Consider the following 19,298-nt stretch of genomic DNA (forward strand, 5'->3'; position numbering starts at 1 on the left):
TGTGAGCGGAAATTCGTAGTGGACTACGAATTTCCGCTCACATGCAGCGTCAGCTGCACACCTTCCACTGATCGTCCTCGAGGCGTAGGTCGAAGGTGCGCGGCGACCGATCGTTGGGGTTGTCCTCGGTGTGTGTGATCACCTGAGCAATGGCGGTGCCGTCGTCGGCGACCTGGATGGCGTCGATGCTGTCGAGGGTCGGGATGCTGCCCTGTTCCTGCGTGACGCGGTGGACGTCGGCGAACTCGGCGTCCGGGATGTCGCGATAGAAGGCCGCCAGATCCCCGCACGAGCTGCTGCGCAACGTCGCGAGGTCCCCGCTCGCGAGCGCCCTGGTGAACGATTCGACCGTCGACCGGATCTGCGCCTCCGGGGAATCGTCGACGCTGGAGCGGTCGAGTAGCAGGTACGCTCCGGCGGCCACCGCAGCGATGACGACCACCGCCGCGACCAGTGCCGCCCACCACTTCTTGTGGCTCGGCTGTTCGGTCCGGGCAGGCGCGGGCCCGATGCGCTGGGGTCCGACCTTCTTGGGAACCACCTTCTGGGGCCTGTCTTGCTTGGGTTCGACCTGCTCGGGTTCGTCGGTTCGAGGTTCCGCCGCCGGGGTCGGCTTCGCGGTCTTCGACACCGATTCCTCGTCGGCCGAGACCGAGTTCTCATCGGCGGAGACCGAGTTCTCATCGGCGGAGACCGAGTTCTCATCGGCGGTCGCGGAGGACTTCTCGGTCGGCACGTTCTCGGCAGGGTCCGACTCAGGGGCAGTGGTGGACTCGACCTCGGCGCTGGACTCAGGGGCAGTGGTGGACTCGACCTCGGGGGGCGCATTGTTCTTCTCGTCCGGCATGCGTTCTCCCTCGTTCACCGAATTCTTCCGAGCGGTGTGTCTCGATTTCGTCCGCTGGCAGCCTATCGACCGTCTGTGCGGCCCGGCGTGAGCGGCACCGGGGGTGTTCGGACACGATTCGGTGACGTAGGGGCACAATGAGCGCCATGACTTCTTTCGGTGATCTGCTCGGACCCCAACCCACCCGACCCCAACCCACCCTGTTGCCCGGAGACGACGAGGCCGAATCCGCACTGTTGAACCACGAGGCCCCCGAGACGGTGGCCGCTGCGCATCCGACTGCGTCCATCGCCTGGGCGTATCTCGCCGAGGGCGCGCTCGACTCGGGTGCGACCATCACCGCGTACGCCTATGCACGTACCGGGTACCACCGAGGTCTCGACCAGCTGCGTCGTAATGGATGGAAGGGATTCGGGCCCGTCCCGTACAGCCATGAGCCCAACCGCGGATTCCTCCGATGCGTCGCAGTCCTCGCCAAAGCTGCCCGTGACATCGGCGAGCACGACGAGTACGCGCGCTGCCTCGACCTCCTCGAAGACTGTGATCCCAGGGCAGCAGAAGCGCTCGGCCTGGGCTGATCGAGCCCGCGCCAGTCGTGCGCGTGGCCGGACGCGACTGATGACGGGTTCGGCCCGGCTGAGATTGTCGATGCTGCCGATCGTTCAGTGCGCTCTTGCCGCAGGGGTGGCGTGGTGGGTCGCGACGGACATCGTCGGTCACGAACGACCGTTCTTCGCGCCGATCGCCGCTGTCGTCTCGCTCGGCGTCTCGCTCGGCGCGCGGTTGCGCCGGTCGGCAGAGCTCGTCGTCGGGGTGACCGTCGGCATCGGCGTCGGCGACCTGCTGATTGCGCTGATCGGTAGTGGGCCGTGGCAGATCGCGCTCGTGGTGGTGCTGGCGATGTCCGGTGCCGTGTTCCTCGACGGCGGCCCCATCATTTCGATGCAGGCCGGCTCGTCGGCGGTTCTGGTGGCGACGCTCATTCCGCCGGGCGACATGGGCGGCCCCAATCGCATGGTCGACGCGTTGGTCGGTGGTCTGGTGGGCATCGCGATCGTGGCGTTGATTCCGACGCATCCGGTCTGGCGGGCTCGTAAGGACGCGGCGAACGTGCTGGCCACGGCGTCGAACATCTTGCAGAAGGTGGCCGACGGCTTGGTGGCCAACGATCCCAAGCCGATCGAAGAGGCCTTGCGGAAGGCGCGCGCGACACAGTCCGGTATCGATGCTCTGCGGACCGATCTCAGGGGCGGTCGGGAAATTGCCCGGATCTCGCCGATGTACTGGAATCACCGCACGCGTTTGGCGGCTCTCGCGGCGACCGCCGATCCCATCGACAATGCGGTACGCAACATTCGGGTCCTTGCGCGGCGATCGCTGACGCTGGTGCGAGACGACGAGATTCTCGATCCCCGCGTGGTCGACGAGGTGGAGAAACTGGCGCATGCGGTGGATGTGCTGCGTCAGATGGTTCTCGCCGATCCGGGGCAGAAGCCGGATGCGGCTGAGGCGGCTCGGGTGTTGCGTTCGGTTGCCGCCGGTGCGAAGCCGGAGCTGATCGCCGATGCCGGTCTGTCGGCGACGGTGGTGCTGGCGCAGTTGCGGTCGATCATCGTCGATTTGCTGCAGGTCGCCGGGCTCAAACGCATCTCCGCCTTGGCCACGCTTCCGCCGACGGTGAAGAATCCGCACGTCCCGCCGGAGGAATAGAGGTCTGCAGACGGCAGACCATTGCACATATGCGTATGTACGCATATGGTGACTCCCGGAAGCAGATTTCGGTGAGCGAGGGGGAGTCATGGGCGCGGGTCACGGGCACAGTCACGGCGTGGGAGGTTCCCACGCCGGTGCGGGGCCGCCGAAGTCCCGGGTTCGCAAGATGGTCATCGCCTTGGCGATTCTGGTGGTGTTCCTCGTCGTGGAGGCCACCGTCGCGCTTGCGATCGGATCATTGGGTCTGCTCGCCGACGCCGGGCACATGCTCACCGATGTGCTCGGAATGTCGATGGGGTTGATTGCCCTGCTGCTGGCCCGCAAGGGAAGTGCCGCTGCCGGAAGAACTTTCGGCTGGCACCGCGCCGAGGTCCTCACGGCCATCGCGAATGCCGTTCTGCTGCTCGGTGTTGCGGCCTTCATCATGTACGAGGCCATATCCCGCATCGGCGACGCTCCGGAAATCCCCGGTGTGCCACTCGTTCTCACGGCAACCGCTGGACTGGCCGCCAATATCGTCGTCATGCTTCTCATTCGCGGCGACGCCAAGGATTCCCTCGCGGTCCGCGGCGCGTACATGGAAGTGCTGGCCGACGCGGTCGGCAGTGTCGGAGTTCTCGTCGCAGGCATCTCGATGGTCGCATTCGGGTGGACCTGGGCCGATATCGTCGTCGGCGTCCTGATCTCTCTGTGGGTGATACCGCGTGCGATCAAGCTCGCCGGTTCGGCGCTGCGCATTCTCACCCAGGCGAGCCCGGCCGATATCGACGTCTACGCGCTGACCGGGGATCTGCGTGCGCTGCCAGGGGTGACGGGCGTGCACGACCTGCACGTGTGGACGCTGACCACCGGAATGGATGTGGCCACAGTGCATCTCGAGTGCGAGGGGGCAACGTCGATGGTGCTCGACCGCGCCAGGTCGTTGCTCTCGACCTACGGACTCGACCACGCGACGGTGCAGGTCGAGCCGGCCGCACACGGTCGAACATGCAAGGAAGAGCTCACCTGGTGACGGTGCGGACCTCGTGTCCGGGCCGCCACAGGTCGATCTGCATGTGATCGTCCACCAGTGAGGTCAGCACCACCTCGGTGATGTCGATGTCGAACACGTGGTACGGGGCCATGTCGGGTGCGGCTTCGAATATCGGTTGCAGCACAGCCGGGTCGGTGATCTCGATGGCTCGCCCGCCGATCTTCGCGTCCCCGCCCTCCATCGTGTGATGACCCGGATTGCTGTGCAGTGCACACCGTCCGTCGCGCTGCAGGTCCAGGACCTTGACCGCGCCGAGCATCGAACCCAGCCGCGCTTGGCCACCGTCGGTGAACTCGACCTCGGTACCGCTCACCCGGGGTGAGCCGTCCGCTCGCAGCGTCGCGAGCACGTGGTGTTTGTGGGCGGTGAATCTGGCCCTGACTGCCGATGCCAGGTGTGGTGCTGCCGTCGAGAACTCGTTCCACGTCGTCATGAATTCGAGTATTCGCCACTATTACTGACATCTTGTGTCAGTAATATCGAGCAATGCGTTCCGTGCGGTTGCTCCGCATCATGCTGCTGCTCCAGAGCGGGCGGACAGCGACGGCGCAATCGCTGGCCGAGCAGGTCGAGGTGTCCGTCCGGACCATCTACCGCGATATCGGTGCACTCGGTGCGGCGGGCGTGCCGCTGTGGACCGAAACCGGCCCCGGCGGCGGCATCCGGCTGCTCGACGGTTGGAACTCCGCGCTGACCGGCATGACCGGCACCGAGACATCGGCACTGATGTTCCTCGGTCTGCCGTCGGTCGCCGCCGATCTGGGGTTGTCCGATGCCACGGCGGCGGCCGAGAGCAAACTCCTCGGCGCGCTGCCCGCGCCGCTTCGGTCGAGTGCTCGACTGTGGCGTGATCGCCTCCACGTGGACGTGCCCGGGTGGTTCACCGTTCCCGCATCGAACGACGTCGTTCCCGTGTTGGCCCGGGCAGTGCTGGCCGGTCACGATATCGAGATGACCTACCGAGGCGAACGACGCGTCGTCGGTCCGCTGGGTCTGGTGGTGAAAGCTTCGGTCTGGTATCTGGTGGCGCGGCTGGGGACGAAAATACTGTCGTTTCGGGTGGACCGGGTCGGCGAGGTAACGGAGTTGGCGTCTGCGGTGATTCGGCCCGAGGGGTTCGATCTGGCCCAATGGTGGACCGCGTCGATGGCGGAGTTCGATCGATCGTTGCTGAAGTATCGGTGTCGAGTTCGACTGTCCGATCGAGCATGTCGTGCACTGCCGCGGGTCATCGGCACCACGGCGATGCCTGCCGTCGCACCGCCCGACCACGATGGCTGGACCACCCTCGACCTCGTGCTCGAGAGCGAGGAAGTGGCACTGGGGCAGCTCCTGTCCCTCGGCGGGGGAGTTCGCGTTCAGGCGCCGGCGTCGCTGCGGCGATCTCTGCATGACCTCGCGTCCGAGATCGCTCTCGACAACCGTTGAGCTACAACCAGAAACGCATCAGGAAGTTGCCGTTGCCCGCGTAGAACTCGGGAATGCCGGACAGCCCGAAGAGGGTGTATATCGCCCCGAAGAATGCGGAATTGACTGCCGGTACGAACAGCAGGGCTACGAGGACGAGCAGACCGTAGGTCTTGAACTGGGCCAGCGACGCCCGAGTGGCGGGTGAGAGCGAGGGTTCGAGTGCGGCATATCCGTCGAGACCGGGCACCGGAATCAGGTTCAACACAGTGGCCATGATCTGCAGGAACGCCAGGAAACTGAGCCCGTACCAGAATGCGGAGTGGGTGCCGTCGGTGCCGAACAGCCTGATGGTGACCAGAAGGGCCACGGCAACAACGGCATTGGCGAGCGGGCCGGCGAGAGCGATGCGTCGCTGCGTCGACGGCGTGAACTGGCCCGTGCGTAGGTACACCGCACCGCCCGGCAAGCCGATACCGCCGATTGCGATGAAAACCACCGGCAGCACGATCGAGAGCAACGGGTGGGTGTATTTCAGCGGGTTGAGCGTCAGATAGCCGCGAAGTTCGACCTCACGATCTCCGGCGCGAAATGCGGTGACCGCATGGCCGAACTCGTGCAAGCAGACCGAGACGATCCATCCGGCCAGGACCAGCACGAACACTCCGAGGCGCGCGGTGACGGACGTGACGTCCTCGGCCGTCCAGGCAAGAGCTCCGCCCACTGCGGCGACGGCCAGAACAGCCACGAACACCGGGCTCGGCAGAACGGGGCTGCGGCGCAGCGGCACGGTCATCGGACCAGCAGCCATTCCTGATCGTGGCGGTAGAACGTCGAACGCTTCACCGTTCGGTCGCCGGCAATGCCGTCGCGCAGCAGTTGAGCGGCGGGGGAGCCGAGTTGCATCGCCCGCCCGCTCACCCAGCGGCGGGGCAGCAGGCGTCGTCGACTGATCACGCGTGCACGCAGGCCAGGCAGCTCCGGGGTCGGTGCCACCTCGACGCCGGGGACGAAGCCGGAGAACAGCCGAGCGTCGTCGACGTAGGCCTCGCCCTCGAGTTCGGCGCCGTCGGCACCACCGAGTAGGGCCCGACCGACGACGGCTTTGCCTGCGTCGTCGCGAATCAGGGGCGTGCTCGACGCCGTGCCGGTCAGTGCCACCTTGGCCGCGCGCGATCCGGTGCCGAGTTTGTAGATGTGCGCTGCGTTGGTTGCGGTCTCCGGCACGAACGCGATCTCGATGTGTAGGCGGTCGGTGCGCATCAACCGGGTCAGGACTGCGGCCAGCGAGGCATCGTCGCCCAGGACGATGATGCGGGGGGTCGAGGCCGATTCGATGTCGGAGAAGATCGCGCTGCAGTCGTCATCGGTTGGAACCGGTTGTGCGCTGCGCAGAGGGACGTCGGTCAGCGTGATCGGCAGCGGCGGGCTTCCGCACTGCAGAACGAACGGTGTCACAGCGCTCCTCGATCTCCGATGAATCCTCGTCACGACCATAGTGCCCCCGTTTCGGCCCGACCGTAGTGGCATGCGGGCCAGCTCACCGCCTCGGCTAGACTGTTCTCCCGGCCACTGTCGCGCCTGCGGCAAATGGTGACTGCTGGGTTCGTTCGAGCAGACCCGCAGCACGTCCTCGCACGAAAGCAACGTAGGAGAGCACATGCCGGCGATAGTCCTGATCGGCGCCCAGTGGGGCGACGAGGGCAAAGGCAAGGCCACCGATCTGTTCGGCGAACGCCTCCAGTGGGTCGTCCGCTACCAGGGTGGCAACAACGCCGGGCACACCGTCGTTCTTCCGAACGGCGACAAGTTCGCGCTGCATCTGATTCCCTCCGGAATCCTCACCCCTGGCGTGAAGAACGTGATCGGCAACGGCGTCGTCGTCGATCCGGGTGTGCTGCTCACCGAGCTCGACGGCCTGGAAAAGCGCGAGGTCGATACCTCGAACCTGCTGCTCAGCGCCGATGCGCACCTGATCATGCCGTACCACGTGGCCATCGACAAAGTGACCGAGCGCTTCCTCGGAGCCAAGAAGATCGGCACCACCGGGCGCGGCATCGGGCCCTGCTACCAGGACAAGCTGGCGCGGGTCGGAGTGCGAGCAGCCGATGTGCTCGACGAGAAGATCCTGACCCAGAAAGTCGAAGCCGCACTGGAATTCAAGAACCAGGTGCTCTCGAAGATCTACAACCGGCGCGCCTTGGACTCGCAGCAGGTCGTCGACGAGGTGCTCGAACAGGCAGAGGGCTTCAAGCACCGGATCACCGACACCAGGCTGCAGCTGAACCTGGCACTCGAGCGCGGCGAGACCGTGCTGCTCGAGGGATCGCAGGGCACCCTGCTCGACGTCGATCACGGCACCTACCCCTATGTCACGTCCTCGAACCCGACGGCGGGCGGCGCATCGGTCGGATCGGGAATCGGTCCCAACAAGATCACCACGGTGCTCGGCATCCTCAAGGCGTACACGACGCGGGTCGGTTCGGGTCCGTTCCCGACCGAGCTGTTCGACAATCACGGTGAGTACCTGGCCAAGCAGGGCGGCGAGGTGGGTGTCACCACCGGTCGCGCGCGGCGGACGGGTTGGTTCGATGCCGTCATCGCGCGCTACGCCACCCGTGTCAACGGCATCACCGATTACTTCTTGACCAAGCTCGACGTGCTCTCGAGCCTCGATACGGTGCCGATCTGCGTCGCGTACGACGTGGACGGCGTTCGGCACGACGAGATGCCGATGACGCAGACCGGTTTCCATCATGCAAAGCCGATCTACGAGGAGATGCCCGGTTGGTGGGAGGACATCTCCGGTGCCCGTACGTTCGAGGAACTGCCGGTCAACGCGCAGAACTACGTGCTGCGCCTCGAGGAGCTGTCGGGCGCATACATCTCGTGCATCGGCGTCGGACCGGGGCGCGACGAGACCATCGTGCGTCGAGACATTCTGCGGTAGGTAGTTCGCGCGAATCGACTGCCCCGAGGCTTATCGCCTCGGGGCTTTTTCGTGCTCGGAGGCCGCCACTGGTGGGTGGACCGCGGGTGGGACGGAAAACCAGCGGGTCCGTCCGGAACAGTGCAGTGAATGCGGATTCGCTCGCTGTAAAAATGCGCCCGAGCAGCGGGGATTCGATTACCCGTGGCGGGTTTCGGAACCGATGCTGATTTACGAATGATGTTTATGTGTAACGGAATTTATTCCTCGAGTGCACCTGAAGTCCGCCAAAAAATCCCTTGGTCTTTTTCTTCCGGATGGGTAACAGACCGTGCGGTCCTTGCGAAACACTGGCCAACGCACCAGTTGCGGAGGCCTCCTTCGGATGGCCGAAGGCCCAACCGGGTCAACCCCTCGGCCTCCTGAACGAAGGCCACCGAAGAAAGTAGAAACGATGAACAAGGCAACCAAAGGTGCCATAGCCGCGGGGGCGGCAGCTGTACTGCTGCTCGGCGGTTTGGGATCCTATGCACTGTGGCAGGACACCGAAACGGTCACCGGTGGCACCATCAACTCGGGCGAACTCAATTTCGATCCGGTCGCGAATACTGCGAACTGGACCGAAACGTCGGTCACTCCGAATGCAGATCTCGGAACCGACCCTTCTACCTTCCTCATCGTTCCCGGTGACGTCCTCGAGTACTCCACCCAGTACACGGTCAACTGGGCGGGAGACAATCTCCGGGCGACCATCACCGCCGACTTCACCGATGTCGCTGGCGACGCCGACCTTGCTTCCAAGCTACTGACCCAGGTGTCCGTCAACGGTGGAACGCCACTGCCCAACGGCTCGGCCGTCCCGCTACCGCTGACCACATCGCCGCAAACCATCTCGGTCGAGGTCACCATTACGTTCGATCAAACGACCGCCGCACTCATCGCGCAGAACGAGAGCGTCGATCTGAACGACTTCACCCTCACGCTCGATCAGGCTCGTCCCTGATCCGAATGACGTGAGCACGAAGTACGGCCGATACTGGGCGCTCGCAGCAGCGTCCGTCGTCGTGGTGGTCTTCGGATCGGCCCAGGCGACGGGCGCTCTGTGGCGTGAGGAAAATGTGGTCAGTGGCGGCACCATCAACTCCGGCACCCTGGACATCAAGGTGGGGCCCGCGGGTGCCGAGGTGAACGATTACGTTCTGGCTGCGCTCGGTTCGACGAATCTGGCCCCCAACGGTTTTTCGCAGGCATCGCTGTCCATCCGAAACGCGGGCAATGTGCCCTTCGACTATCGCCTGCAAGGAACCACAGTGACCGGTGCTGTGCCGCTCACACTGACGGCAACATTGGTGATGTCGGCGGCGCAATGCCCCACCGTGGGTGCGCCGACAGGCTCGACGACGGTCCTGTACAACGGAAATGCCAGTGGCGCACAGGCACCCACTGCTCCTGCGGCGCGTCTACTGGCCGCAGGCGCGAACGAAGTATGGTGTTTTCGGCTCGCTGCCGGGGCCGACCCGCCGCAGAGTCAGTCGTCGACGGTGTCGTTCTCCTTCAGGGCGGATCAGACATGAGCGCGAACGACGATACCGACGTGATTCCCTCTGCCACAACGGTGGACGAGGATGAGCGCACCGGTGTCCTGTGGTGGGTCAATCGGGTTGTCTCGTACACGCTGTTGGCCTTCATGCTGTTCGTTCTGGCTGTGACGATCGTGATCCCACGACTCAGCGGTTCGACTCCGTACACGATCCTCACCGGGTCGATGCGGCCGACATATCCACCCGGAACCCTGGTAGTGGTCAAGCCTGCCGATGTCGCCGAGCTTAGGGTCGGAACACCGATCACCTATCAGATTCGTTCCGGTGAACCAGATGTGGTGACGCACCGTATCGTCGCTATACAGCAGAGCGGACGGGGCATCACTACGTACATCACGCGCGGAGACAACAACAACTCCGACGACGAGAACCCGGTGCAGATCGGTCAGATTCGCGGCAAAGTCTGGTACTCGGTGCCGTACATGGGCTACGTCAACAACTGGCTCAACGGTGAACAACGCAAGATCACGGTCGCGGTGATCGTGATCGGCCTATTCGGTTACGCCCTGGTGATGTTCGTCGGTGCCGGTGTCGATCACTACCGGAACCGAAAGGAGCAGGCACCATGAAACACAGCACATGTGTCGCATGTACGGCCGTCTTCGCTGGTGTCGCAGTCGTGTTGTTCCTCGGTGCCGGGTCTCCCCGAGTGCACACGGTCAAGTACAGCGCCGACGGGAAGAACTGGGCGACGAGCTTTCGAAGCGCATTCTTCGACAACGACATTCGGTGGGTTCCGGGCGACTCACGTGAATCACGGTTCCACGTGTTCAACGACACCGACCGGGACGGACGTCTTCGGCTGACCGTCGACAGCAACAACCCGGCGTTCCTGCGAGCGTTGAGTGTCTCCATCGGCGGCGGCGACCTGGTCGAATCGTGTGCGTGGATCGACCTCGAGTCCGGACAGAAGAAGCTCATCATTGCCACGATCACGATGGCGGAAGCGGCTGGAAACGACACCCGATCATCCTCTGCTGCAGTCGATCTTGTTGTTCAGTGGGACAACGGAAACAGTGCCGAGTGCCCGAATTCATCGGGTGCGCGGACGGATATGGAAGGGGCGCAGCCCTGATGCCGCGTCACAGTGACACCGCCGGTCCGAGGGCGGTTCTCCGCCGAACTGGCTCCGCGCTCATCAGCGCACGAGCTCGAGCGATCATGTCGATCGGTATCGTCCTCGGCCTCGGCGCCGTGGGAACGCTCGCCGCATGGTCGGATACGGCAACTGCGACGTCGGGCACCTTCACGACGGGCAAGCTCGACATCAAGGTCGGCAACCCCGCGGTCGACAACAATCCGACAGCGTTCTCGACGACTCTGACGAATCCCGCGATTTTTGCCGGCGATACCGTGGCGGCCGGACTGCTCGTGTCCAACGCGGCTGGGTCCGTGGCCAACACGTACACGATCTCAGTGGTGGCCAGTAATACAGCGCTGGGTGATCTGCTGGATTCTTCTGTGCGAACAGGTCTCCCGTCAGGCAATTCATGCGGGGGCACGTTGATCGGGTCGGTAAGCGGCCTCGGAACGTCGAAGCAGTTTTCGGCACAGGGTCGTCTGCTTCCAGTCAATGGCAGCGACCAATTGTGCATCAGTGTGACCATGCGAGCCGGACAGGCTCAACCGACCCCAGCTGCGACCGGCACCGTGACCTACACCATCACCGCGATGTCGAGTTAGATCATGCCGGATATCGTCGACGGCCCCGCGCCGACTGCCACCCCGCGATCTCGAGCTCGGGTCTATCGCGAAATTGCCCTGAGCGTTGGAGCATTCGCCGGGCTGATCTGTGTGTTGTTCGCGCTCGCCGCTGTATTCTTCGGAATCACTCCGCTGATCTTCCGTTCGGGATCGATGGCGCCGGCCATCGAGACCGGCGCATTGGCTTTGAGCAAGAAGACGCCCGCCACGGAGATTCAGGTCGGGGACATCGTCAACGTGAGAAATGCGGCGGGCAACGGCATCACTCACAGGGTCGTCGAAATCGGAGCGGTGGGAACCGACAGCGCGCAGTTGATCCTTCAGGGCGATGCGAACTCCGATGCCGACGTGGAAACGTACATCGTCAGTGAAGCCGGGCGTGTGTTCTTCAGCGTTCCGAAACTCGGCTACGCGGTGGCCTGGCTCAGCGGACCGGTCGCGGTCTTCATCGGCGGAATCCTCGTCGGGGTCTTGCTGATGTTGGCCTTCAGACCCGAAGGTCGTCGAGAAGCCATGCCCGATGGTGTGCCATCAGCGCACACGCCACGTGCGCGACACAGCAAATCTCCGCTTACCGTTGTGCTCGCCATTGCTGCCGTGAGCGCTGTGGGAGTGACTGCGTCGAACACTCCGACAACCCTTGCGGCTGGACAAGATACGGCAACGGCAGTCAGCGGAACGATTACTACGGCCTTGCCGATTCCAGCACCGCTTTCCCTGACATGTACAAATGCCGAGCGGGGTCTTCTTGGTGCTATCCGCTTCGTGAATCTCACCTTCCCATCACGGGGGGCGCAATACGCCTACCAGTTGACATTGAAGAAGGCCGGTGAGAACGCCCGCGAGTTCGCGGTAGACGGTACCGCTGCTACCGGGGTAGTCATAACTCAAGCAGTGGAAAACGGAGCCCTCCTGGAATTGCTGCCGTTGCCCCTTGCTCCGGTGCTCGACGGCGTCTACACCGCATCGATCCGAACCAAATCAGGCACCGGGTTCTCACAACCGAGTCCTACCGTGAACATAACCATGAATAACGGTCTACTTCTCGGCTTGGCTGCCAGTGCTCGTTGCGGGGGCACCGCCGCTGCCGCTCGCAACGCCCCGAGAGCGATCGTTCCCGAAACTACGACGCCGTCCTCCACGGCGACGTCGCCGATTGTTCCCGAGTCGACAGTCGTACCGATCCCGACCACGACGGAGCCGTCGCGCACCGACGAGTCTCCGGTTCCGCCGCCAGCCGAGGTGCCGACAACGACGACTGTTCCTCCCTCGACGACAACAACAACTGTCCCACCGCCGACCACGACCATCCCACCGACCCCGGAGGTTCTGTCCGCACCGCAGACCTCGCCGTCGGGCGCTTCGACAGCCCGGGTCGTCGGCATCGACGGCTCCCCGACTCTGCAGATCCTCGACAGTACCGGCGCAGTTCAGTACAGCGCCCCTGCTACATCCAGCGACGCCTACGGCTACGGCGTGAACTGGTCGGCCGGGGATCAGCTCTGGATACTCGGTCCCGATCAGCTCGTTCGTCTGGACAGCACCGGTGGTTCATGGTCGCGCACGCTGGTCGATCCGGCGGCGACGGATGAGATTCCGGCAGACATTCTCGCGCTTCTGAAATAGCGCTCATTTGCAGATATGTCCGAATTGGACTGCGCCGACCCGGGTGAATGTGGATAATTGCTCTCACGTACAGCGACGGAGGGCCGGTCGATGACTGAGAATTACAACGGATTGGAAGTTTTCGGGTACCAATTCGATCGCTTCGCTTACGAACATCCATGGATCGGCGCGCAAACCGGCGAATTCATGCTCGGCCCCGAAGGCGGGGGAATGCTCGAATTTGCACATGCCACGGTCTTCGCGTTGCCCGATGGAGGTGCGCACGAGGTGCACGGCCCCATCCTCGACTGGTATCTCGGTCACGGCGGACCCTATGGTGCACTTGGTTATCCGATCAGCAATGAGCGTCCGACGCCGACGGGATCCGGTCGATACAATCGATTTCAACGCGGAGCCATAGGGTGGTTGCCGGATCTGGGTGCCTTCACCATCGGCGGTCGGCACGAGGAATCGGGTGTGGAGTCGGTGCCAGAAGATCGGTCGTTCTTCGAGGTGTCTGCCTGAAAGAATTCTTCGCCGCTGTTTCGAGCTGATTATCCGGTCCGAAAGTTCGATTTACCCGTCGGAAATCAGTTCAGAACAAAGTCGGCTCGTCGAATCCCGCGACACCTTCGATGCCGAGAATTCGCTGTTTGGTATTCGCACCACCCGGTGCCGAGAAGCCGCCCACTTCCGTTCCCGCCCCGAGAACGCGATGGCACGGAACGATGATCGGCACCGGGTTGCGTCCGAGCGCCCCGCCCACCGCTCGGGCTGCGCCGGGGTGGCCGAGTCTGCGCGCGATATCGCCGTACGTCAGTGTCGCACCACGGGGAATCGTGCTGCAGACGGTGTAGACCGCCGCATCGAACTCGGAGACGTTCAGTACCAGCGGAATCGGGCTCATGTCCACCGTCCTGCCCTCCAGGAGTTCGGAGACTCGAGCGATCGCGTCGCCCGCCACGGCTTCGATCGGACCCGCCGTGGCTCCGAAGCCGGCCAGGTAATCCGTCATGGCCTCGCTCGACGGCTCGGGCAGCGCGACGGCGATGACACCGTCCTCGGTCCACGCAAGTCCGCAGCGGCCGATGGCGGTGTCGAAGAGCGTGTAGCTCGGCATTGCCTCAGTATCCACCTGAGTGCGTCCAGCAGTCCAGTAGGTCAGGCAATGGACTTGAATATTCGAGGCCAGTGGGCGAATACTGGCAATCATGGCCTCCAGAGTCCTCAACGCAACGTCACTGGCCCGCGATCTCGGCAGCTGGCGGGGTGAGGCGTCCTCGGAAGGATCGGGCAAGCGCAAGACCTCGCGTCCGACTTATCGTGCGTTGGCGGACGGCGTGCGACTGCTCATTCACGACGGACGTATTCCACTCGGAGTCGGTCTGCCGAGTGAACGTGACCTGTCGGCGGCCCTCGACCTGAGTCGTACCACCATCACGTCCTCGTACTCGGTACTCCGTGACGAGGGCTATCTGATTAGCAAGCAGGGCTCGCGCAGTACCGTGGCGCTGCCCGCTCCGCTCACCCCGAACGGATTGCTGATCCACTCGAGCGCGCCGTCAGGACCGGTGGTGGACATGTCTCACGCCGCGATGTCCGCGGCCGACGGCACCATGACGGACGCCTACGAATCCGCGCTACAAGCCCTCCCGACGTATTTGTCGACACACGGGATGGAACCCATCGGGTTGGCCGTGCTGCGCGAGGCCATCGCGCAACGCTTCGTGGAACGTGGGCTGCCCACCACCGCAGATCAGATCATGGTCACGTCCGGTGCGCAGCAAGCGGTTCGGCTGCTGCTCGGTACGTTGACCGCGCCCGGCGACCGCGTCCTGATCGATCACCCCACCTATCCCAATGCGCTCGAAGCCATCAGGCGGGTGGGCGCTCGGCCGGTGCCGGTGCCGGTGCGCCCAGCCGAAGGCGACTGGGATCTCGACGGAATCGGTAGTGCCGCAAGACAAACCGCCGCGAAGATCGCGTATCTGATTCCGGATTTCCACAACCCGACCGGGCAGGTTCTTGACGCCGAGGGTCGGGCCGAACTGGCCCGCATCACCCGAGATGCCCGCATGACGCTCATCGTCGACGAGACGATGGTGGATCTGTGGCTCGACGCTCCGCCGCCGCCCCCGGTGGCCTCGTTCGGGCGAGTGTCGGGATCGGACATCATCACGATCGGTTCGGCATCCAAATCGTTCTGGGGTGGTCTACGCATCGGGTGGATCAGGGCGCACCCGTCCTTGGTCTCGCAGCTCGCAGGCTCGCGCGCCGCCCACGACCTCGGCACCTCGGTCATGGATCAATTGGCCTCCTCGTTTCTGCTGCAGGACGCGGAACCAGCCCTCGAGCTACGCCGTTCACAGCTGCGTGAGCGCCGCAACGCGCTCGAAGACGCTCTGGCCGAGCATGTTCCGAGTTGGCGCTATCGCCGATCCTCCGGAGGCATGTCGCTGTGGCTGCAGCTGCCTGCGCCGGTGTCGAGTGCTCTGGCCGCTACCGCTCCTGCCTTCGGGGCGGTGCTGGCGGCGGGGCCTCGATTCGGCGTCGAAGGTGCCTTCGAGCGCTACCTCAGGCTCCCGTACACCCGTGAGCCGCAAGAGCTTCGGGCTGCGGTGGTGGCCACTGCCGCAGCGTATCGAGCCCTCGCCACGGGCGTCGAATCGGAGCAGCCTGCGTTGGTCTTCTGAGTGGCCCAGTCCTGTCGGCGAACTCGAAGTCAAGGACGGAAATCAGCCGAAAAGCATCCATAACTTCGAGTTCGGCACCGGGAGTGGAGCCTGCGGAATGACCCAGTTGTGCGGCAGGCTAGCTCCAGACAGAGGCGATATCGGTTGCCGCAGCAGGCGGTGGCGTCGGGACCGCGTTTTCGGTGCGAGAGAACCGCGGTGCCGGACGGTGCTGCGTGACGCCGCCGACATCGATGAGCGAGCCGCGATCCTTCATATGAGGGTGCGCCGGGGCCTCGGCGAAGGTGAGGACCGGCGACACGCACGCGTCGGTGCCGTCGAAGATCGCGGCCCATTCGTCGCGGGTCTTCGAAAGGAATGTGGCAGTGAATCTCTCGCGCAGCTCCGGCCAGCGGGACTTGTCCATCTGCGGGGGCAGGTCGGCGTCGGTGAGGCCGAGGCCCTTCAGCAGTTCGGTGTAGAACTGCGGCTCGAGCGATCCGACGGCCATGTAGCCGCCGTCGGACGTCTCGTAGGTGTCGTAGAACGGGGCACCGGTGTCCAACAAGTTGGTGCCGCGGTCATCGCTCCATGCGCCGACCCCGCGCCACGCCCAGATCATGTGCGACAGCGCAGCGGTGCCGTCGACCATGGCCGCGTCGACCACCTGGCCCTGCCCGGAGTTCTGACGCTCGTAGAGCGCCGCCATGATGCCGAAGACGAGGAACATCGAACCGCCACCGAAATCGCCGACCATGTTCATCGGCGGCACCGGACGCTCGCCGGCGCGGCCGATGGCGTTGAGCACCCCGGTGACCGAGATGTAGTTGATGTCGTGGCCGGCCGTCTGCGCCCACGGGCCGTCCTGCCCCCAGCCGGTCATCCGGCCGTAGACCAGGCGCGGATTGCGGGCCAGGGCGTCGTCGGGTCCGAGTCCGAGGCGTTCGGTGACGCCGGGGCGGAAACCTTCGATCAGCACGTCGGCGCGCTCGAGCAGCCCGAGAATCTTCTCGATGTCGGCGGGGTCCTTGAGATTCGCCTCGACGACGGTGCGGCTGCGTAGCTGGTGGTCGTGGGGCGCGATCTGCCCGGCGCGTTGGACGCGTACGACGTCTGCGCCGAGGTCTGCCAGCAGCAATGCCGCGTGTGGGCCGGGTCCTATGCCTGCGAGTTCGACGACGCGAAGCCCTGCGAGCGGTCCACCATTGTTCGACACGTTGTTGCCCCGTTCCGACTCGTCAGCTGCGAATGTGACTGGAGACTAACGTGTACTAGGGCGTCCAACCGATTCGGGTGTGGATAATGATGGCCGTGACTGCCCCAGATTCCGTCCGCATCGGTACTCCGCTGACTCCCGGGGCCACCCGGGTGATGCTGCTCGGAGCAGGTGAGTTGGGCAAAGAGGTGATCATTGCGTTCCAGCGCCTCGGTGTCGAGATCATTGCCGTCGACCGTTACGACAACGCCCCCGGCCATCAAGTGGCCCATCACGCGTTCACCATCGACATGAGCAACCCCGAAGAGCTGCTGGCACTGATCGATGCGCAACAGCCGGACTTCGTCGTCCCGGAGATCGAGGCCATCGCCACCGATGCACTGGCCGAGGTGGAGGCCAAGGGCAGAACCACGGTGGTTCCGACGGCTCGGGCTACGCAGTTGACGATGAACCGTGAAGGCATCAGGCGACTCGCAGCCGAGGAGCTCGGACTGCCGACGTCGCCCTACGCCTTCGCCGATTCGCTGGGCGAGGTTCGGCAAGCGTTGTCCACCATCGGCTTTCCCGCCGTCATCAAGCCGGTCATGTCGTCCTCGGGCAAGGGCCAGTCCGTCGTTCGCAGTGAGGACGATGTCGAGGCGGCCTGGGAGTACGCGCTGAAAGGCGGCCGGGTCGACCTCGGCCGCGTCATCGTCGAGGGGTTCGTCGACTTCGATTACGAGATAACACTTCTGACGGTCCGCGGGGTGGACGGAACGTCGTTCTGCGAGCCGATCGGCCACCTCCAGGAATCCGGGGACTACGTCGAATCCTGGCAGCCGCAACCGATGTCGGACGCAGCGCTCGCGGGTGCCCGCGAAGTCGCCGAGCGCATCACGACGGCGCTCGGTGGGTACGGGTTGTTCGGCGTCGAGCTGTTCGTTCAGGGCGACAACGTGTACTTCTCCGAGGTCAGTCCTCGGCCGCACGACACCGGCCTGGTCACGCTTCGTACGCAACGGTTCTCGGAGTTCGAGCTGCATGCCCGCGCGATACTGGGTCTGCCGATCGACACGACACTGCTCTCGCCGGGCGCTTCGGCAGTGATCTACGGAGGCGTCGACGCGGACGGAATCTACTTCGACGGCGTCGCCGCCGCGCTGAAAGTCCCCGAGACCGACCTGCGGCTGTTCGGCAAGCCGACCAGCTTCGTCCGCCGCCGGATGGGCGTCGCTGTGTCGACGGCCTCGGACATCGACACCGCCAGGGCCAGGGCACGCGAGGCCGCGGGCGAGGTGCGGCCCACTGCCTGACCCACCGCGCCTGCTTCCGGGACAAGGCACACTGACTCCATGAGTGTGTTCGGAGAGACCCTGGTCGGCCTTGCGATTGTGATCGGGCTCGTCGGCATCGTCGTCCCGATTCTGCCCGGCACCATCGTGATCTTCGCGGCCGTCGCAGTGTGGGCGTGGCTCACCGGCGGCGCCGCCGCCTGGACCGTGTTCGCGATCGCGACGTTGCTGCTGGTGATCAGCGGGGTCGTCAAATACACGTGGCCGGGCCGACGCATGCGGGAGGCCGGCGTGCCGATGCGATCGCTGGTGCTCGGCGGACTGCTCGGGATCGTCGGGTTCTTCGTCATCCCCGTCGTCGGACTGTTCATCGGCTTCATCGGCGGGGTGTACATCGCGGAAGTGCCCAGGCATCGCAATCATTCCCAGGCGTGGCAATCGACAGTTCACGCCACCAAGGCGGCCGGGCTGTCGATTCTGGTCGAGCTGTTCGGGGCTTTGCTCGCGTCCGCAGTGTGGCTCGGCGGAGCAGTGCTGGTTTAGTCGATCCGGTACCAGGCCCTGGCATTACCGTCGAGCACAGCGGGGAGATCGCCGCCGACGGCGTGGGAAATGATGTCGATGTCGTTCTCCGAGAACGGACGTGGGGCGCGGGTACCAGGTAGATCGGTGCCGAACATCAACGCCTCGGGATTGACCCGATGAATCTGCTTCAGCGTATCGGCGATGTCGAGGTCGACGCGGCCGAATCCCGTTGCCTTGACGCGTACTCCGCGGTCGACCAGGTTGAGCAGATACGGCAGCCCCTGAGTCGACAGGCCGAGGTGATCGATACTCACCGCCGGTAGCTTCGCGAGAATGGGCTCGAGCGAGAGCAGCAGGGATGCATCGACATACAGCTCTGCGTGCCAGCCGACCAACTCGTGCACGCGCCGAGCCTGAGTGGTGAGCATCTCGACGTCGGTCTCGCCGCGTTTGAGGTTGAACCGCATTCCCCGCACGCCCGCGTCGTGCAACGCGAGGATGTCCTCGTCGGAGCACTCGGGATCGATCTGAGTGACGCCGGCCCAGCCGCGCCCGAGGGTCGCGAGGGCCGAGAGCAGATAGCTCTGATCGGTACCCTGGAACGAGGCCGATACCACCGCTCCTCCGGTGATGCCGAGCCCGTCGACGTCGTACAGGTAGTTCGAAACCGTGTAGGGATCGGGCAGAAATCCATGGTTCTCGACCAGCGGAAACCGGGGGTCGATGATGTGCAGGTGGGCGTCGAACACGGGTCCAAGCATGCCAGCTCGCGCAA

At 64.4% G+C, this 19,298-nt stretch carries 22 protein-coding genes; 15 read left to right on the top strand and 7 right to left on the bottom strand.

Translation table 11 applies throughout. The features are described from left to right. Positions 1–49 precede the first annotated feature (49 nt). Positions 50–847, bottom strand: a complete 798-nt coding sequence (locus J1M87_RS06990; RefSeq protein WP_206488848.1) for a hypothetical protein — start codon at positions 845–847, stop codon at positions 50–52. A 146-nt stretch (positions 848–993) separates the two neighbouring features. Between J1M87_RS06990 and J1M87_RS06995 the strand changes: the two genes are divergently transcribed. The 3 genes from J1M87_RS06995 (at position 994) to J1M87_RS07005 (ending at position 3,572) form a co-directional block, all read left to right on the top strand. Beyond that, entirely contained in the window at positions 994–1,425 is a 432-nt protein-coding gene (locus tag J1M87_RS06995; RefSeq protein WP_206488849.1) for a DUF3151 domain-containing protein, read from the top strand. A 40-nt stretch (positions 1,426–1,465) separates the two neighbouring features. Continuing rightward, positions 1,466–2,557, top strand: a complete 1,092-nt coding sequence (locus J1M87_RS07000; protein ID WP_241256531.1) for an aromatic acid exporter family protein — start codon at positions 1,466–1,468, stop codon at positions 2,555–2,557. Between the two features lie 88 nt (positions 2,558–2,645). Then, complete coding sequence (locus J1M87_RS07005; protein ID WP_206488850.1) at positions 2,646–3,572, top strand: cation diffusion facilitator family transporter; 927 nt, start codon at positions 2,646–2,648, stop codon at positions 3,570–3,572. Here the strand turns inward: J1M87_RS07005 and J1M87_RS07010 are convergent. After that, complete coding sequence (locus tag J1M87_RS07010; RefSeq protein ID WP_206488851.1) at positions 3,562–4,026, bottom strand: pyridoxamine 5'-phosphate oxidase family protein; 465 nt, start codon at positions 4,024–4,026, stop codon at positions 3,562–3,564. The two genes, J1M87_RS07005 and J1M87_RS07010, sit on opposite strands and share 11 nt — an antisense overlap. Positions 4,027–4,079: 53 nt before the next feature. On the opposite strand from J1M87_RS07010, the gene J1M87_RS07015 reads away from it, so the two are divergent. Continuing rightward, positions 4,080–5,021, top strand: a complete 942-nt coding sequence (locus tag J1M87_RS07015) for a YafY family protein (protein WP_206488852.1) — start codon at positions 4,080–4,082, stop codon at positions 5,019–5,021. A 1-nt stretch (position 5,022) separates the two neighbouring features. Here J1M87_RS07015 and J1M87_RS07020 read toward each other — a convergent pair whose 3' ends face one another. Both J1M87_RS07020 and J1M87_RS07025 read right to left on the bottom strand, forming a co-directional pair. Further along, a complete protein-coding gene (locus tag J1M87_RS07020) occupies positions 5,023–5,796 on the bottom strand; it encodes a site-2 protease family protein (protein WP_206489077.1) in 774 nt (257 codons plus the stop codon). Beyond that, a complete protein-coding gene (locus J1M87_RS07025) occupies positions 5,793–6,497 on the bottom strand; it encodes a hypothetical protein (protein ID WP_206488853.1) in 705 nt (234 codons plus the stop codon). The genes J1M87_RS07020 and J1M87_RS07025 overlap by 4 nt, the downstream gene beginning before the upstream one ends. Positions 6,498–6,660: 163 nt before the next feature. On the opposite strand from J1M87_RS07025, the gene J1M87_RS07030 reads away from it, so the two are divergent. The 8 genes from J1M87_RS07030 (at position 6,661) to J1M87_RS07065 (ending at position 13,364) form a co-directional block, all read left to right on the top strand. Continuing rightward, positions 6,661–7,950, top strand: a complete 1,290-nt coding sequence (locus tag J1M87_RS07030) for an adenylosuccinate synthase (RefSeq protein WP_206488854.1) — start codon at positions 6,661–6,663, stop codon at positions 7,948–7,950. A gap of 433 nt (positions 7,951–8,383) precedes the next feature. Beyond that, positions 8,384–8,932 (top strand): alternate-type signal peptide domain-containing protein, encoded by a 549-nt coding sequence (locus J1M87_RS07035; protein ID WP_206488855.1) that lies wholly within the window; start codon positions 8,384–8,386, stop codon positions 8,930–8,932. A 10-nt stretch (positions 8,933–8,942) separates the two neighbouring features. Continuing rightward, complete coding sequence (locus J1M87_RS07040) at positions 8,943–9,503, top strand: hypothetical protein (RefSeq protein ID WP_307830749.1); 561 nt, start codon at positions 8,943–8,945, stop codon at positions 9,501–9,503. Further along, the gene (locus tag J1M87_RS07045; RefSeq protein WP_206488856.1) at positions 9,500–10,099 is read left to right on the top strand and encodes a signal peptidase I; all 600 of its coding nucleotides are present in this window, start codon (positions 9,500–9,502) and stop codon (positions 10,097–10,099) included. The genes J1M87_RS07040 and J1M87_RS07045 overlap by 4 nt, the downstream gene beginning before the upstream one ends. Next, a complete protein-coding gene (locus J1M87_RS07050) occupies positions 10,096–10,605 on the top strand; it encodes a hypothetical protein (protein ID WP_206488857.1) in 510 nt (169 codons plus the stop codon). The genes J1M87_RS07045 and J1M87_RS07050 overlap by 4 nt, the downstream gene beginning before the upstream one ends. A gap of 86 nt (positions 10,606–10,691) precedes the next feature. Further along, a complete protein-coding gene (locus tag J1M87_RS07055; RefSeq protein ID WP_241256532.1) occupies positions 10,692–11,213 on the top strand; it encodes a SipW-dependent-type signal peptide-containing protein in 522 nt (173 codons plus the stop codon). A gap of 3 nt (positions 11,214–11,216) precedes the next feature. Beyond that, a complete protein-coding gene (locus tag J1M87_RS07060) occupies positions 11,217–12,860 on the top strand; it encodes a signal peptidase I (RefSeq protein ID WP_206488859.1) in 1,644 nt (547 codons plus the stop codon). A gap of 90 nt (positions 12,861–12,950) precedes the next feature. Then, positions 12,951–13,364 carry an LGFP repeat-containing protein gene (locus J1M87_RS07065; RefSeq protein ID WP_206488860.1) on the top strand — a complete coding sequence of 138 codons (414 nt, stop codon included), beginning with the start codon at positions 12,951–12,953 and terminating at the stop codon, positions 13,362–13,364. Positions 13,365–13,434: 70 nt separating this feature from the next. On the opposite strand, the gene J1M87_RS07070 is transcribed toward J1M87_RS07065, so the two are convergent. Continuing rightward, complete coding sequence (locus J1M87_RS07070; protein ID WP_206489079.1) at positions 13,435–13,959, bottom strand: methylated-DNA--[protein]-cysteine S-methyltransferase; 525 nt, start codon at positions 13,957–13,959, stop codon at positions 13,435–13,437. A gap of 91 nt (positions 13,960–14,050) precedes the next feature. On the opposite strand from J1M87_RS07070, the gene J1M87_RS07075 reads away from it, so the two are divergent. Continuing rightward, positions 14,051–15,532, top strand: a complete 1,482-nt coding sequence (locus J1M87_RS07075; protein WP_206488861.1) for a PLP-dependent aminotransferase family protein — start codon at positions 14,051–14,053, stop codon at positions 15,530–15,532. A gap of 118 nt (positions 15,533–15,650) precedes the next feature. Here J1M87_RS07075 and J1M87_RS07080 read toward each other — a convergent pair whose 3' ends face one another. Further along, on the bottom strand, positions 15,651–16,727 hold the full coding sequence (locus J1M87_RS07080; protein ID WP_206488862.1) for a CaiB/BaiF CoA-transferase family protein: 1,077 nt from the start codon (positions 16,725–16,727) through the stop codon (positions 15,651–15,653). Between the two features lie 86 nt (positions 16,728–16,813). On the opposite strand from J1M87_RS07080, the gene purT reads away from it, so the two are divergent. Next, positions 16,814–18,019 carry a formate-dependent phosphoribosylglycinamide formyltransferase gene (gene purT / locus J1M87_RS07085; RefSeq protein WP_206488863.1) on the top strand — a complete coding sequence of 402 codons (1,206 nt, stop codon included), beginning with the start codon at positions 16,814–16,816 and terminating at the stop codon, positions 18,017–18,019. A gap of 39 nt (positions 18,020–18,058) precedes the next feature. Continuing rightward, positions 18,059–18,541 carry a DUF456 domain-containing protein gene (locus J1M87_RS07090; RefSeq protein WP_206488864.1) on the top strand — a complete coding sequence of 161 codons (483 nt, stop codon included), beginning with the start codon at positions 18,059–18,061 and terminating at the stop codon, positions 18,539–18,541. On the opposite strand, the gene J1M87_RS07095 is transcribed toward J1M87_RS07090, so the two are convergent. Next, on the bottom strand, positions 18,538–19,272 hold the full coding sequence (locus J1M87_RS07095; RefSeq protein ID WP_206489080.1) for an amidohydrolase: 735 nt from the start codon (positions 19,270–19,272) through the stop codon (positions 18,538–18,540). The genes J1M87_RS07090 and J1M87_RS07095 overlap by 4 nt on opposite strands. Positions 19,273–19,298 lie beyond the last annotated feature (26 nt).

Origin of the sequence: Rhodococcus sp. KRD162, from assembly GCF_017168335.1 — a bacterium.
Taxonomy (GTDB): Bacteria; Actinomycetota; Actinomycetes; order Mycobacteriales; family Mycobacteriaceae; genus Rhodococcoides.

Bases quoted from the DNA above. Each gene is read 5' to 3' on its own strand.
- J1M87_RS07010 (WP_206488851.1), bottom strand. From the start codon at position 4,026: ATGACGACGTGGAACGAGTTCTCGACGGCAGCACCACACCTGGCATCG.
- J1M87_RS07065 (WP_206488860.1), top strand. From the start codon at position 12,951: ATGACTGAGAATTACAACGGATTGGAAGTTTTCGGGTACCAATTCGAT.
- J1M87_RS07030 (WP_206488854.1), top strand. From the start codon at position 6,661: ATGCCGGCGATAGTCCTGATCGGCGCCCAGTGGGGCGACGAGGGCAAA.
- J1M87_RS07075 (WP_206488861.1), top strand. From the start codon at position 14,051: ATGGCCTCCAGAGTCCTCAACGCAACGTCACTGGCCCGCGATCTCGGC.
- J1M87_RS07090 (WP_206488864.1), top strand. From the start codon at position 18,059: ATGAGTGTGTTCGGAGAGACCCTGGTCGGCCTTGCGATTGTGATCGGG.
- J1M87_RS06995 (WP_206488849.1), top strand. From the start codon at position 994: ATGACTTCTTTCGGTGATCTGCTCGGACCCCAACCCACCCGACCCCAA.
- J1M87_RS07055 (WP_241256532.1), top strand. From the start codon at position 10,692: ATGTCGATCGGTATCGTCCTCGGCCTCGGCGCCGTGGGAACGCTCGCC.
- J1M87_RS06990 (WP_206488848.1), bottom strand. From the start codon at position 847: ATGCCGGACGAGAAGAACAATGCGCCCCCCGAGGTCGAGTCCACCACT.
- J1M87_RS07035 (WP_206488855.1), top strand. From the start codon at position 8,384: ATGAACAAGGCAACCAAAGGTGCCATAGCCGCGGGGGCGGCAGCTGTA.
- purT (WP_206488863.1), top strand. From the start codon at position 16,814: ATGATGGCCGTGACTGCCCCAGATTCCGTCCGCATCGGTACTCCGCTG.
- J1M87_RS07000 (WP_241256531.1), top strand. From the start codon at position 1,466: ATGACGGGTTCGGCCCGGCTGAGATTGTCGATGCTGCCGATCGTTCAG.
- J1M87_RS07020 (WP_206489077.1), bottom strand. From the start codon at position 5,796: ATGACCGTGCCGCTGCGCCGCAGCCCCGTTCTGCCGAGCCCGGTGTTC.
- J1M87_RS07005 (WP_206488850.1), top strand. From the start codon at position 2,646: ATGGGCGCGGGTCACGGGCACAGTCACGGCGTGGGAGGTTCCCACGCC.
- J1M87_RS07070 (WP_206489079.1), bottom strand. From the start codon at position 13,959: ATGCCGAGCTACACGCTCTTCGACACCGCCATCGGCCGCTGCGGACTT.
- J1M87_RS07025 (WP_206488853.1), bottom strand. From the start codon at position 6,497: ATGGTCGTGACGAGGATTCATCGGAGATCGAGGAGCGCTGTGACACCG.
- J1M87_RS07015 (WP_206488852.1), top strand. From the start codon at position 4,080: ATGCGTTCCGTGCGGTTGCTCCGCATCATGCTGCTGCTCCAGAGCGGG.
- J1M87_RS07060 (WP_206488859.1), top strand. From the start codon at position 11,217: ATGCCGGATATCGTCGACGGCCCCGCGCCGACTGCCACCCCGCGATCT.
- J1M87_RS07045 (WP_206488856.1), top strand. From the start codon at position 9,500: ATGAGCGCGAACGACGATACCGACGTGATTCCCTCTGCCACAACGGTG.
- J1M87_RS07050 (WP_206488857.1), top strand. From the start codon at position 10,096: ATGAAACACAGCACATGTGTCGCATGTACGGCCGTCTTCGCTGGTGTC.